Annotated in this window: 11 protein-coding genes; 4 read left to right on the forward strand and 7 right to left on the reverse strand. The window is 54.2% G+C overall.

Annotated features, from left to right (window positions below; genetic code table 11):
* Window positions 1-140 precede the first annotated feature (140 nt).
* From WNY38_RS11395 to WNY38_RS11405, 3 genes are all read left to right on the forward strand, one after another.
* On the forward strand, window positions 141-2,111 hold the full coding sequence (locus tag WNY38_RS11395; RefSeq protein WP_342857460.1) for a heme lyase CcmF/NrfE family subunit: 1,971 nt from the start codon (window positions 141-143) through the stop codon (window positions 2,109-2,111).
* On the forward strand, window positions 2,108-2,557 hold the full coding sequence (locus WNY38_RS11400; protein ID WP_342857461.1) for a cytochrome c-type biogenesis protein: 450 nt from the start codon (window positions 2,108-2,110) through the stop codon (window positions 2,555-2,557). The genes WNY38_RS11395 and WNY38_RS11400 overlap by 4 nt, the downstream gene beginning before the upstream one ends.
* Window positions 2,558-2,689: 132 nt before the next feature.
* Window positions 2,690-3,466 (forward strand): enoyl-CoA hydratase-related protein, encoded by a 777-nt coding sequence (locus WNY38_RS11405; RefSeq protein WP_342857462.1) that lies wholly within the window; start codon window positions 2,690-2,692, stop codon window positions 3,464-3,466.
* A gap of 105 nt (window positions 3,467-3,571) precedes the next feature.
* Here WNY38_RS11405 and gltA read toward each other — a convergent pair whose 3' ends face one another.
* Both gltA and gltX read right to left on the reverse strand, forming a co-directional pair.
* Window positions 3,572-4,870 carry a citrate synthase gene (gene gltA, locus WNY38_RS11410; RefSeq protein ID WP_342857463.1) on the reverse strand — a complete coding sequence of 433 codons (1,299 nt, stop codon included), beginning with the start codon at window positions 4,868-4,870 and terminating at the stop codon, window positions 3,572-3,574.
* Window positions 4,871-5,150: 280 nt separating this feature from the next.
* On the reverse strand, window positions 5,151-6,584 hold the full coding sequence (gene gltX / locus WNY38_RS11415) for a glutamate--tRNA ligase (protein WP_342857464.1): 1,434 nt from the start codon (window positions 6,582-6,584) through the stop codon (window positions 5,151-5,153).
* A gap of 180 nt (window positions 6,585-6,764) precedes the next feature.
* Between gltX and WNY38_RS11420 the strand changes: the two genes are divergently transcribed.
* Window positions 6,765-8,924 (forward strand): ComEC/Rec2 family competence protein, encoded by a 2,160-nt coding sequence (locus WNY38_RS11420; RefSeq protein ID WP_342857465.1) that lies wholly within the window; start codon window positions 6,765-6,767, stop codon window positions 8,922-8,924.
* Between the two features lie 96 nt (window positions 8,925-9,020).
* Here the strand turns inward: WNY38_RS11420 and lexA are convergent, their stop codons facing one another.
* The 5 genes from lexA to WNY38_RS11445 form a co-directional block, all read right to left on the reverse strand.
* Window positions 9,021-9,731, reverse strand: coding sequence for a transcriptional repressor LexA (gene lexA / locus WNY38_RS11425; protein WP_342857466.1), 711 nt, complete (start codon window positions 9,729-9,731; stop codon window positions 9,021-9,023).
* A gap of 386 nt (window positions 9,732-10,117) precedes the next feature.
* Entirely contained in the window at window positions 10,118-11,287 is a 1,170-nt protein-coding gene (locus WNY38_RS11430; RefSeq protein ID WP_342857467.1) for a molybdopterin molybdotransferase MoeA, read from the reverse strand.
* On the reverse strand, window positions 11,284-11,772 hold the full coding sequence (moaC, locus tag WNY38_RS11435) for a cyclic pyranopterin monophosphate synthase MoaC (protein ID WP_342857468.1): 489 nt from the start codon (window positions 11,770-11,772) through the stop codon (window positions 11,284-11,286). The genes WNY38_RS11430 and moaC overlap by 4 nt, the downstream gene beginning before the upstream one ends.
* Window positions 11,773-11,802: 30 nt before the next feature.
* A complete protein-coding gene (gene trpC, locus WNY38_RS11440) occupies window positions 11,803-12,603 on the reverse strand; it encodes an indole-3-glycerol phosphate synthase TrpC (protein WP_342857469.1) in 801 nt (266 codons plus the stop codon).
* 281 nt (window positions 12,604-12,884) lie between these two features.
* A complete protein-coding gene (locus WNY38_RS11445) occupies window positions 12,885-13,436 on the reverse strand; it encodes a GNAT family N-acetyltransferase (RefSeq protein WP_342857473.1) in 552 nt (183 codons plus the stop codon).
* Between the last annotated feature and the right edge of the window lie 97 nt (window positions 13,437-13,533).

Raw genomic sequence — 13,533 nt, forward strand, 5'->3', positions numbered from 1 at the left:
GAATAGGGGGCTTTGGTCCCCTTTTCTCATGCGGCTGATCTCACTTATTTGCGACATCGCGGCGCATCCCATTGGCGGCGAGGGCCAAGCAAGCTACAACAGCACACAACGGAGCGTTACAGCTCTCAGGGAGAGACACTATGCTTGTTGAACTTGGACATTTTGCATTGGTACTGGCCTTTTTTGTGGCCATCGCCCAGACCATTTTGCCACTTATAGGTGCACATTTAGGTCGAAGGGCCTTGATGGATTTGGCTGCCCCTGCGGCGCTTGTGCACCTGGTTCTGATTGCGTTCTCATTTGGCGCGTTGATGTATGCTTTTGTCACCTCTGACTTTTCGCTCAAGCTTGTGGTTGAAAACTCTCACACGCTCAAACCGATGCTGTATAAAATCTCAGGCGTTTGGGGCAATCACGAGGGCTCGATGCTGCTGTGGGTGTTGATTCTCGCGCTGTTTGGCGCGGCTGCAGCTTTGTTTGGCGCCAATCTGCCCACGACGCTCAAAGCGCGGGTGATCGGGGTGCAAGGGTCCATTGGCGTGGCCTTTTTGGCTTTTATCCTGTTCACGTCGAATCCATTTTTGCGTCTCGCAAACCCGCCGATGAATGGCCAAGACCTTAATCCGCTTTTGCAAGATCCTGGTCTCGCCTTTCACCCACCGTTTTTGTACTTGGGCTATGTCGGCCTTTCCATGACCTTTTCCTTTGCCGTCGCCGCCCTTTTGGAAGGGCGCGTTGATGCTGCTTGGGGGCGTTGGGTGCGTCCTTGGACCTTGGCTGCTTGGGTGTTCTTGACCATCGGTATCGCGCTTGGCTCTTGGTGGGCCTATTATGAATTGGGCTGGGGCGGGTTTTGGTTTTGGGACCCTGTTGAAAACGCGTCCTTTATGCCTTGGCTTTTTGCTGCCGCTTTGCTGCACTCTGCCATCGTTGTCGAGAAACGCGAAAGCTTGAAGGCTTGGACCATTTTGTTGGCCATTCTTGCCTTTGGATTTTCCCTTATCGGCACTTTCCTTGTGCGTTCTGGCGTAATCACTTCAGTACATGCTTTTGCCAACGATCCTGAGCGCGGTATCTTTATCTTGATGATTTTGGGCGTGTTCATGGGCGGGGCTTTGATCCTGTTTTCACTGCGCGCCGCCGCGATGGAAGCCCGCGGCGTTTTTGCCTTGGCATCGCGTGAGACGGCGTTGATCATCAATAATATCCTGCTGGCCGTCGCCGCTTTTGTTGTCTTCATCGGCACCATCTGGCCGCTTGTGGCCGAAGCGTTTTGGGATCGTAAACTGTCGGTCGGCGCACCGTTTTTTGACGCTGCCTTCACGCCGTTTTTCACTGTGCTTGCCATCGTTTTGCCCATTGGTGCGATGATGCCATGGAAACGCGCCAAGCTTGGCACTGCCATGCGCAAATTGATCCCGTCGATGATCTTGGCTTTTGCCGTGGTAACGTTTGTTGCCGTAATGCAAACGGGTAAATCGTTACTGGGACCAATCGGCTTGGGCCTGGGCATCTGGCTTGTGTCCGGTGCGATCCAAGATATCGCCTCTAAATTGGGTAAAAACCGTGATCTTTCGCGTCTTTTGCGCCTGCCGCGTGCGGATTGGGGGCGTTTGCTGGCGCATGGCGGCTTGGGCATCACCATCGCCGGTGTTGCAGGGCTTACCGCTTGGACGATTGAGGATATTCGAGTGGTGCAGATCGGTGAAACCTTTGATGTTGCTGGATTTACCATCGCGTTGAACGATGTCGAACGCAAACAAGGCCCGAACTATATCACCACCATGGCCGATATGACCCTGTTCAAAGGCGACAAAAAAATAGCGACGTTGCATCCAGAAAAACGCAACTATCCTGTCGCCCAGATGCCCACGACCGAGGCGGGGATCGATTCAGGTTTTTTGCGCGATGTGTATCTGGTGATTGGCGATGTACAATCCAACGGTGGCTGGGCCGTACGTACCTATGTGAAACCGCTGGCCAATTGGATTTGGGGCGGTACGATCATTATGGCGCTTGGCGGATTTATGTCCTTGACAGATCGACGGTATCGCGTGGCTGCGGGCGCGCGCAAAGCGCGTGTTGAGCCCAAGGGAGTACCCGCTGAATGAGGTCGTTTATCCTGATCCTTAGCCTTCTTTTTGCGATGCCACTTTACGCAGTAGAGCCCAGTGAAGTTTTGGATGATCCCGTCATGGAAAGTCGAGCCCGCGAGATTTCCAAAGAACTGCGCTGTTTGGTGTGCCGCAACGAGAATATCGACGAATCCCATGCGGATTTGGCAAAGGATTTACGGCTTTTGGTGCGCGAACGATTGGTCGAAGGCGATAGCAATGTCCAAGTGATAGACTACATTGTTGAGCGCTATGGCGAATATGTTTTGCTCAAACCGACCCTGTCAGGGTCCAATAAACTGTTGTGGGTCGCGGGGCCTGCGATGTTATTTTTAGGGCTTGGGATCGGCTTCGCATTTGTGCGTCGACGTCAAACTGAAACAGCTATCGATGAGCTGTCAGAGGATGAAGCTGCGCGCATTGCTGCGATGATGAAAGAATGAGGCGTATGTGTTGCGTGAGCGTGGTTAATACGCGTGAATACCGACACGAATCCATGTTTTACGGCACGTCTCTCTTTCTTTCGGGCGTGCTATGCCTAAGTTAGGCGCAAGCCCCTGCAAAGAGAGATGCACATGCACTATGATACCATCCGCTACACCCTTCGTGACGATATTGCCGTTCTCACGCTCAACCGCCCCGAGGTCAAAAATGCTCTGAACACTCAGATGCGTGCTGAGATCACACATGCGGTTCGCGCCGCAGGCAAGCAAGCGCGGGTTTTGGTGATCACGGGGGCACAGGATGCCTTTTGTTCAGGTCAAGATTTGGGCGATGGCATCAATGCAGGCAACGCCGATTTGGAACGCACTTTGCGCGATGAATACGAGCCGATGTTGCATGCCATTCACAACAGCAAAATCCCGACGATCGCTGCCGTAAACGGTGTGGCTGCAGGGGCAGGTGCGTCTTTGGCGCTGGCCGCTGATGTGGTGATTGCCACGGAAAGTGCTATTTTTATTCAAGCCTTTACCCGCATTGGCCTGATGCCTGATGCAGGCGGCACCTACGCTTTGCCACGCCAAATTGGCTTGGCGCGTGCCATGGGGGCATCTTTGTTTGGCGATCCTATTTCAGCGGATAAAGCCGCACAATGGGGTATGATTTATGAAAGCGTCGAAGATGATTTGTTTGCCGCCCATTGGCAAGCGCGGGCGCAGCATTTGGCCGCGGGACCGACCGTGGCTTACAGCGGCATCAAGGAAGCCCTACACGCCTCTGTGAGTAACACATTTACAGACCAATTGACGCTGGAAGCCAAACTGCAAGGTCGTTGTGGCATGACCCGCGATTTTCGTGAGGGTGTCGTGGCATTCTTGGAAAAACGCCCCGCTACATTCGAAGGGCGATAACCGACTAACCGACGGCACTGCGTCGCAAAACCTTCTAAGATCGAGTTTACCATAAAAAAAGACCGCCCTTTTGAGGCGGTCTTTGAATTTTTACCGCTAAGTGGCTTAGTCGCGGTCTTCTACATTTGTGTAGGGGCGTTGCGTCGCACCAGTGTAGAGCTGACGTGGACGGCCAATTTTCAGTGCAGGATCTTCGATCATCTCTTTCCACTGTGAAATCCAGCCAACTGTCCGGGACAGGGCAAAGATCGGTGTGAACATAGATGTCGGGAAACCCATGGCTTCAAGGATGATGCCTGAGTAGAAATCTACGTTCGGGAAGAGTTTCTTCTCTGCGAAATACGGATCAGCCAAGGCCTGCGCTTCGAGTTCTTTGGCAACCTGAAGAACTGGGTTGTTTTCAACGCCCAAAAGCTCAAGCACTTCGTCAGCGGACTGTTTCATCACAGTCGCGCGCGGGTCGTGGTTTTTGTATACGCGGTGACCAAAGCCCATCAGACGGAATGGATCATTCTTGTCTTTAGCGCGGGCAATGTATTCAGGAATGCGGTCAACAGTGCCGATTTCTTGCAACATTTCCAAACAGGCTTGGTTGGCGCCACCGTGAGCAGGGCCCCAAAGACAAGCGATACCAGCCGCGATACACGCGAATGGGTTGGCGCCAGAAGAGGACGCCAAGCGTACAGTCGATGTCGATGCGTTTTGTTCGTGATCCGCGTGCAGTGTGAAAATACGGTCCATTGCGCGCGCAAGAATCGGGTTCACTTCGTAGTCTTCAGCAGGAACTGCAAAACACATACGCAAGAAGTTTGACGCGTAATCCAGATCGTTGCGAGGGTACACAAACGGCTGACCGACAGAGTACTTATACGCCATCGCTGCGATTGTTGGCATTTTCGCGATCAAACGAATGGTCGCAACTTCGCGCTGCCAAGGGTCTGAAATGTCAGTAGAATCGTGGTAGAATGCAGACATCGCACCCACAACACCAACCATAGAGGCCATAGGGTGGGCGTCACGACGGAAGCCACGGAAAAAGTTGTGCATTTGCTCGTGAAGCATCGTGTGATTGGTCACGCGACCTTCAAAATCTTCCAATTGAGTCGCATTTGGCAGTTCGCCGTTGAGCAAAAGGTAGCAAACTTCAAGATAGTGAGAGTTCGCCGCCAATTCGCCAATCGGATAACCGCGGTGCAAAAGCACACCAGCATCGCCATCAATATATGTGATTGCACTGTCACAGGCCGCAGTGGACGTGAAGCCTGGATCATAGGTGAACACGCCAGCTTGACTGTAGAGCTTGCGGATGTCGACAACGTCAGGGCCTTCAGTTGGAGAGTGAACCGGAAGCTCATAAGTCTTGCCGTCGAGCGTCAAGGTCGCTGTTTTTTGTGTATCTGCCATGGTCGTTCCTTCGGTTGGCAACGGGCCAATTCTGGCACCGCTGGAGGTCGGGGAGGGCGCGCAAAGGAATATCCGCGCGCCTTCTGTGGCTAAAGAGGGCCGGTGCCACTCTTTTGGAATGGGCTTTACCGCTATTTACGGCGTGCCATGTTACCGGACTGTGAACGTCGCGGAAAATTTACCGGACTGTGAATGTCGCGGAAAATCTATCAATCGGCCCTAATTACGCTGGCCGCTGCCCCGATGTGCGCCGATTATATGCGGCGTAGGGGCCTTCGTGTTACTCTTGCACTGCATCTGACAATCGAGCGAGTGTTTCTTCTCGTCCAAGTACGAACATCATATCAAGAACGCTCGGGGTTTGGGTGCGTCCTGCAAGCGCTGCTCTGAGCGGGCCTGCGACTTTACCAAAGCCGATGTCTTGCGTTTCCATGACGCGGCCAACAGCGGCCTCTAATGCGTCGCGGTCCCAGCTAACACTTCGCAGGTGCGGCGTCAATTCGTTCAGTATACCGTTGGATACAGTTCCGAGCTGTTTTTGCGCTTTCTCATCAATATCCACCGGACGCACATTCAAAGCGAACCGTGCTTTTTCAATAAGTTGAGGATAGTTTTTGGACGATCCTTTCAGGCAATACATCGCAGATAAAAGACAGGACTTTTGTTCAGGCGTCAATTCTGGTTGTGCAGACGCAGCAAGATAATCCTCAATTTCGCTTACGATTTGAGCATCTTCCATCACAGCCAGATGTTGTCCGCAGATGTTATCAAGCTTTTTGGTGTCAAAGCGGGCGGGGGATTTATTGATTCCATCCAAATCGAACCAGTCCATCGCTTGGGCGTCCGAGAAAAACTCGTCATCCCCATGAGACCAGCCCAGCCGCGCGAGGTAATTGCGCATGCCTTGCGCAGGGTATCCCATCGCTTGATATTCTTTCACGCCGGTCGCGCCATGGCGTTTCGACATTTTTTTGCCGTCTGGACCAAAGATCAGCGGAATATGCGCATACACTGGCAGATCCCATTCCATGGCCTCATAAACCATCATTTGACGCGCGGAATTGGCAAGGTGGTCATCGCCACGAATAACATGGGTCACGCCCATATCATGGTCATCCACAACAACCGCCAACATATAGGTCGGCGAGCCATCCGAACGCAGCACGATCATGTCATCGATCTGGTCGTTCTTGATCGTCACATCGCCTTGCACTTGGTCTTTGATCACAGTGACGCCCGTCCGCGGCGCTTTCATGCGGATCACGAAAGGCGCGTCAGGAAAGGTGCTTGGGTCTGCGTCACGCCAAGGCGACTGATACAAAGTGCTGGTCTTGTTGGCGCGGGCCTCTTCGCGAAAGGCCTCGATCTCGTCTTGGGTCGCGAAACATTTATAGGCTGTGCCTGCTGCCAACATTTGATTTGCGACTTCTGCGTGGCGTGCGGCCTGTTCGAACTGGCTCACGGCCGCGCCATCATAGTCCAATCCCAGCCACGCCATGCCGTCCAAGATGCCTTGGGTCGCTTCAGGGGTTGAGCGTGCGCGATCTGTGTCTTCGATCCGCAACAAGAACTTGCCGCCACGGGCGCGGGCGTAAAGCCAGCTGAACAGGGCCGTACGCGCAGTGCCAATGTGCATATCACCCGTGGGCGAGGGCGCGATACGGGTGACGACTTGTTTGGCTGCAACGTTGGAAGCGGAAGAGGCGTTTGACATGCGGAAATTAACCCTTTGGTAACCATGATGGCGGTAGCGTTAAGACTGTGGTGCTTGCGCGCAGGTCTAGACCATTTCTGCGCCAAGTGGAAATCAGTTTTGCGGTAACGCGGCATGACGCAGCAACTGTGCGCATACCCCCATATAAATATGGATCGAGATTAGGATCGGGACTGATAGGTGACGTCGCTTTTGAAACCACTGGATTGGGCCTTTGATGTCTTTGACGGGCAACGTGGGCGGCTGTTTTTATGGTTGCCCGTACTGTTGGGGCTTGGCGTGGCACTCTACTTTGCCGTCCCCTACGAGCCAAATCAGTCGGTTTATAGGGTATTGGCCATCGCAGCTCTGCTCAGTGGGCTGATTTTGGTTTTTATTCCAGCCTACTACGCGCCACCTTTCACGATTGTGCTGATGGTCTCGGCCGGTTTTTTAAGCGCAGGATTTCGTGCCCATGACGTTGCAGCCCCCGTACTGGCCTATCGTTATTATGGCCCTGTCGAAGGGCGCGTGATCAAAATTGATCGCTCTGGCTCAGAAGCTGTGCGCCTGACCTTGGACCAAGTGACCTTGAAAAACACAGACCCCAGTCGCACGCCAAAGCGTGTGCGGGTGTCTTTGCACGGTAAGCAAGATTACATCACCCCAGAGCCAGGTCTGCGGGTCGCGCTGACAGGGCATCTGTCGCCACCTCCCAGCGCCGCTGATCCTACGGGCTTTAACTTTCAACGCATGGCGTGGTTCGACCAGCTCGGCGGCGTGGGCTATACCCGTGTCCCTGTTTTGCGGGCTGGTCCGACTGATAAGGGGATGTCTTTGGCCATCCACAGATTGCGACAAACGCTGTCTTTGGCCCTGCAAAACCGGATTTCAGGGCAAGCAGGTGCCTTTGCAGCCGCGATTTTGACCGGCGACAGGTCTGGCATTTCAGCGCAAACGGCAGAAAACCTGCGGGCCAGCAATCTGTCTCATCTTTTGGCCATTTCTGGCTTGCACATGGGGCTTTTGACGGGGGCCATTTTTGCGGCTGTACGCGGTTTTTTGGCATTGATTCCGTTTGCGTTCTTCTATCTGCCAAACAAAAAGATAGCAGCTGTCTGCGCCTTGGTTGCAGGGGCGTTGTATTTGGCCTTGTCTGGTTGGAACGTCGCCACTGAGCGGGCTTATATTATGGTCTCGATGATGCTCGTTGCGGTGTTGTTTGACCGACAAGCGATCTCTTTGCGCGCGGTGGCGATGGCGGCTTTGCTGATTTTACTGATCCGGCCAGAGGTCTTGCCTGAACCCGGATTTCAAATGTCCTTTGCCGCCACCACAGCGCTTGTGGCGGTGTTCACCATTGTGCGGCGTCTCAACCTGATGGCGCGTTGGCCGCGTTGGATCAATGCCGCATTGACGGTTGTGTTGTCATCCGCTGTGGCAGGTGTGGCGACGGCCCCCGTGGCGGCGGCGCATTTCAATCGTATCGCTGATTTCGGTCTGATCGCCAATGTGATTTCAGTGCCGGTCATGGGGGCGGTTGTCATGCCTTCGGCCGTTTTGGCGGCTGTTTTGACGCCCCTTGGATTGCAGTGGATTCCGTTGATGATTATGGAACCCGCGATTCGGTGGCTGCTTTATGTCGCTGGGCGTGTCGCACAGATCGACGGGGCCGTGACATGGATCGCGTCACCGCCGCCTCAAACCTTGCCGTTGATTGCCTTGGGCGGTTTGTTTGTGGTGTTGTGGCGTGGGCGAACGCAATTGCTAGGGTTGTGTCCTGTTCTGTTGGGCTTCGTACTTTGGACCAGTGCGGAACGACCCAATTTATTGGTGTCCTCTGACGGGGGGCTTGTGGGCCGTATGACGGCAGAAGGTCGCGCGTTGAACAAATCCTCAGGCGGCAGTTTTGCCGCTTTGTCATGGCTTGAAAACGATGGCGATCAGCCAGATCAGCAGGCCGCAGCCGCGCGCTCTATGCCGCCGCTTGATATGTCTGGCGTCAGAATTGCCCATGTGACAGGGCGCGGGTGGCAGCAACGCGCAGCTGAGGCCTGTGTCACTCATGATATCGTGATATTGAACCAAATACGGGAAGAAGGCTGGTTAAGTAACTGTTTTGTAATTGATTTATCTTATTTGAACGCAAGCGGATCCCTGTCTTTTGTAGCCTCAGATGAGGGTGTAACCGTCACCACAGCTTTAGGGGCCGCAGGCGTGCGACTATGGAGCGCGCGGGAGTTTGGCCGTGACCCTTGGGCGAATGCGCGCGCCATCGAAGCCAACCGAAAGCGACCCGTTTCCGGTGTCGTGTTTAAACGCTTGGGCGAAGACGTGGTCTGGTACAAACTTGAACGTTAGTCTGGTGGTGTTTGGTTGTCTTCATGACGGTGGCCAAGAAAAAAACCACCCCAACACTGCGCTGAGATGGCTTCGAATCTGTATAGCTTTTGCGTGTTAGTAGCTGCGGATCAACCCGACGAGCTTGCCTTGAACTTCGATCTTGTCCGAGGTGAACATGCGGGTTTCAAAAGCGGGATTGGCCGCTTCCAAAGCGATCATATCGCCTTTGCGCATGTAGCGTTTCAGCGTGGTCTCATAGTCTTCGACCATAGCCACAACGATATCGCCGTTCGAGGCTTCAGAGGTTTCGCGGATCACGACGATATCTCCGTCATTGATGCCGGCATCGATCATGGATTCACCTTTGACCTCAAGCGCGTAGTGGTTGCCACGCCCCGACAACATCGAACCAGGTACAGCCACATTCAGCGCACCGTCTTCGACAGCTTCAATCGGCACACCAGCAGCGATTTTACCCATGATGGGCAGGTTAAAGGCGGATACGGCCACTTCCATAGCTTGCGCAGGGGGCGGGCTGTTGGGGCGGTCGCCTTCGATCACACGCGGCTGAAACCCCGCGACCGTCGGAGCGGTGGGTTGACCACCAAGACTTTCGGGCAGTTTGACGATTTCAATGGCACGTGCACGATGTGCAAGACGGCGAATGAATCCGCGTTCTTCCAAAGCGGTGATCAGGCGGTGAATGCCAGATTTAGAGCGCAAATCCAGCGCTTCTTTCATTTCATCAAAGGATGGTGGTACGCCGTCTTTGTGCATACGATCATTGATGAATTCTAACAATTGCAGTTGCTTTTTTGTCAGCATGTTTGTGCTCCCGCCGTGGCTGTCTATCCTGTCGACCCCTGCGGTTCTGAGGCTGCCTTGGTCTGTAGGATTACAGATTTGGGCAGAGATGAGACGTATTTAATCGACAAATTCTGGGGCGCTGATGGCTTTCTTGACAAAAAGCGCGGCGTATTAAGCGCAGCGGATTTGAAGCCAGCAGGCCCGCCTGTATCGATCTGTCTCCAGATAGGCTGGGTGTCGTGTTCTGATAATGTTCTACCGCCGTTCCTGAAATGTGTCAACGATACTCTCCTATTGGGCCGACCCGTGTACGAAAGGATAAAAGTTCCAGCGTATGGTCTTGTGGTGTCAGAAGAGAGAAACTTGGTTAAATCAGAGTTAACGTAACTGAAATGAACCGTATTTTACAGCGATATGATATCAACGAGATCGCCTGCGCTCATGGCAGGCGCAAAAGGCGCGCGCACGATCAATGCGTCGGAATCGGATAGGATGCGCAGCAGTGCGCTGTCTTGACTGTGCATAGGGATAACACCACGTTCAGAGGTGATCGCACGCATGTAATGGGCGCGAGGGCCGTTGGCTGGTAGGTCTTCGGCCAAGGGGTGCCGCAAAGTTGCAAGTGGGGCTTCGCCAAGGCCCAGCATTTTATACAAGGCAGGCAGCATGAACAGTTGGGCTGTCACCAACGAAGACACGGGGTTGCCCGGTAGTCCAAGCATCATAGATCCATCGATTTTACCCGCCATAAGGGGTTTTCCGGGGCGCATGGCGACTTTGTAGAAAGCGCGCTCAAGCCCCATATCCATGGCGACTTTGCCAACGATGTCATGGTCGCCCACAGAGGCTCCGCCGATGGTGACAATCAGATCGGCCTCTTTGGCGAGGCTGAGCACATGGCGCAAGGAGGCCTCGTTGTCGCGGGCAATCGGTAGCATGCGCGCGATGCCGCCAGCGGTCTCGACCATAGCGGCCAGACCAAATGTGTTGGAGGCGATGATCTGCGCGTCGTTCGGTGTCTCGCCCGGCATCACCAATTCGTCACCTGTGGCGATCAGGGCCACGATCGGTTTGCGGGTCACGGTGATCTCAGCAATATTCATAGACGCGAGCAGGGCCAAATCGCGCGAAGACAGCCTACGCGGGGCTTTGACGCTATCGCCCACTTTGAAATCAGCGCCGATGTCGCGGATATTGGTGGTGCTGGACACATCTGTCTGCGTGATAACATCGCCGTCTCGGGTGACGTTTTCTTGGATGATCACGCGCGTCGCACCGGTGGGCACAGGCGCACCGGTGAAAATACGCAGGGCTTGGCCAGAATTGACCGTGCCCGCATAGGCATGGCCCGCGGCGGCTTCACCAATCACTGTGAACTGCGCGCCGATGTGACTTTCATCGTCACGCACAGCGTAGCCATCCATGATTGAGGCAGAGAACGGCGGTTGGTTGCGTGTGGCCACGGCGTCTGATGCCAGAACACGGCCAAGGCCCGCGCGCAATGGAATGGTCTCACCGTCCAAAGGACCGCAAAGCGAAAAAACGTGGTCAAGGGCCTCAGAGACGGAAATCATGACTGAGACTCATCCAAAGTGTAGACGCCAGATTTGCCGCCTTCTTTGCGCAGCAAGCGCACAGAGACGATTTCCATGCCTTTTTCCGCTGCTTTCAACATATCGTAGACAGTCAAAGCGGCGGTGGAGGCGGCGGTGAGGGCTTCCATTTCGACGCCAGTCTGCCCTGAGGTTTTCACAGTGGCGGTGATGCGCACACCTGGCAGGGTCTCGTCAGGCGTAAGATCCAGCGTCACTTTGGTGATGGGCAGCGGATGACACAAAGGGATCAGATCAGAGGTTTTCTTGGCCCCCATGATGCCAGCCAAGCGCGCAACCCCCAGAACATCGCCCTTTTTCGCGGTGCCTTGGGTGATATGCGCCAGCGTTTCGGGGCGCATTTTGATCGCAGCCTCAGCGGTGGCCAAACGATCTGTCACGGCCTTGTTCGAGACATCCACCATATGCGCGTGGCCAGCGTCGTCGAAGTGGGTCAGGTCTGCCATGGTGTGATCCTTGTGAAGCTGCGTATGGTTTTAAGCGGGGACGGGATTGGCCAGCAAAGCGCGGGTGGCGGCGGTGACATCGTCTTGACGCATCAGGCTTTCGCCAATCAAAAAAGTGCGCGCGCCGTGAGAGGCCATGGCTGCGAGGTCTTCAGGGGTAAACAGCCCGCTTTCACAGACGAGCACTTTGTCCTGTGGCACCATTTTAGACAGGCGTACTGTGGTGTCCAAAGACGTCTCAAATGTTTTCAGATTGCGGTTGTTGACGCCCAACAGCGGCGATTTTAGTGCCAGCGCCCGTGTCAGTTCGTCTTCATCGTGCACTTCGACCAAAACATCCATGCCCATGGCCATGGCGGCGTCTTCAAGCTCTAATGCTTGCGCGTCTGACACAGAGGCCATGATCACCAAGATCGCGTCAGCGCCCCAAGCGCGGGCCTCGGCCACTTGGTAGGTGTCATACATAAAGTCTTTGCGCAGTACAGGCAGGCTGACAGCGGCGCGGGCTGAAATCAAAAATTCAGGCGCGCCTTGAAAAGACGGGGCGTCTGTGAGTACGGACAAACAGGTCGCGCCGCCGTCCTCGTAAGCTTTGGCCAGAACAGGCGGATTAAAGTCGGCGCGGATGAGGCCCTTAGATGGTGAGGCCTTTTTGACCTCTGCGATCAGACCGTAGCCCGTGGTCTCAGTTTTTTGCAAAGCGCTTGCAAATCCGCGTGTTGGGGCTTGGGCTTTTGCTGTGGCTTCTAGGTCCGACAAAGGTGTCTTGAGTTTCGCAGTCGCCACTTCTTCAAGTTTGTAGGCTTTGATTTTATCGAGAACAGTTGCCATGGGGTCAGCCTACTTCGTTGTGAGATGTGTTGAATAAGTGTTTAGCGCTGAGCGCAATGAGCTTCAAGAGGCGCTAAGAGGGAAGCGGCCTGATCTGACATGTCGATGATCCGCTTTTCATCACGACAGCTTAAGCCTGTGCTCGTTAAGTTGGTGCTCGTTAAGCCCGCGCTAGCTCGCGTATTGAATATCAGATGAATTTGACCTTTGCATCGCGCTCTGATTCAAGCCTATTGAAATAGGATGTTCAAGCGCAGCGAAGGTCGGGTTTGAGCCCTTACCTACCTATACTGATGAGGTAGACGATAAACCTCGACTGCGCGTTCACAGGTTGGATCAATGGTTCTACGATCAAAGATCATACCAAGCTTTTGCATGATCCGTGCAGATGCACCGTTCCCGATTTGGTATATGCTCACGATATCTGTGATACCCATTTCATTGACACCAAATGCAAGAGCAGCAGTAGCCGCTTCGCTCGCAAAGCCCTTCCCCCAACTAGACTTAGAAAACCTCCAGCCGATTTCGACGGAGGGAAGCACTTCTGGCAAAAAATCCGGTGTAGACAGCCCTGTAAAGCCGATCAGGTCGCCTGTTTGTTTGGCCTCAACAGCGAAAAGCCCGAAGCCCCGTTCGTTCCATTCATTCTGAAAAGACGCTATGTATCGCGCCGCATCGTCCGCGCTTTTCGTTTTGCCGTTCCCAATGTAACGCATGACGTCAGCATCACCGCACATTGCCGCGAATGGTGCGTGATCATCAGGTTTCCAACCTCGCAGCAGTAGTCGCTTGGTATTGATCGTGTGATGAGACATGCCGCGTTTAAAGCACATTATCCAATGTCTGCAAAGTCCGGCGATCTCAACTGGTCGACGCAACACACTGTGCGAACTTCTCTGCTGGCGTCTGATATTGCAAGGTCTTGCGATG

Source organism: Pacificibacter sp. AS14 (assembly GCF_038899935.1).
Classification (GTDB): Bacteria; Pseudomonadota; Alphaproteobacteria; order Rhodobacterales; family Rhodobacteraceae; genus Celeribacter.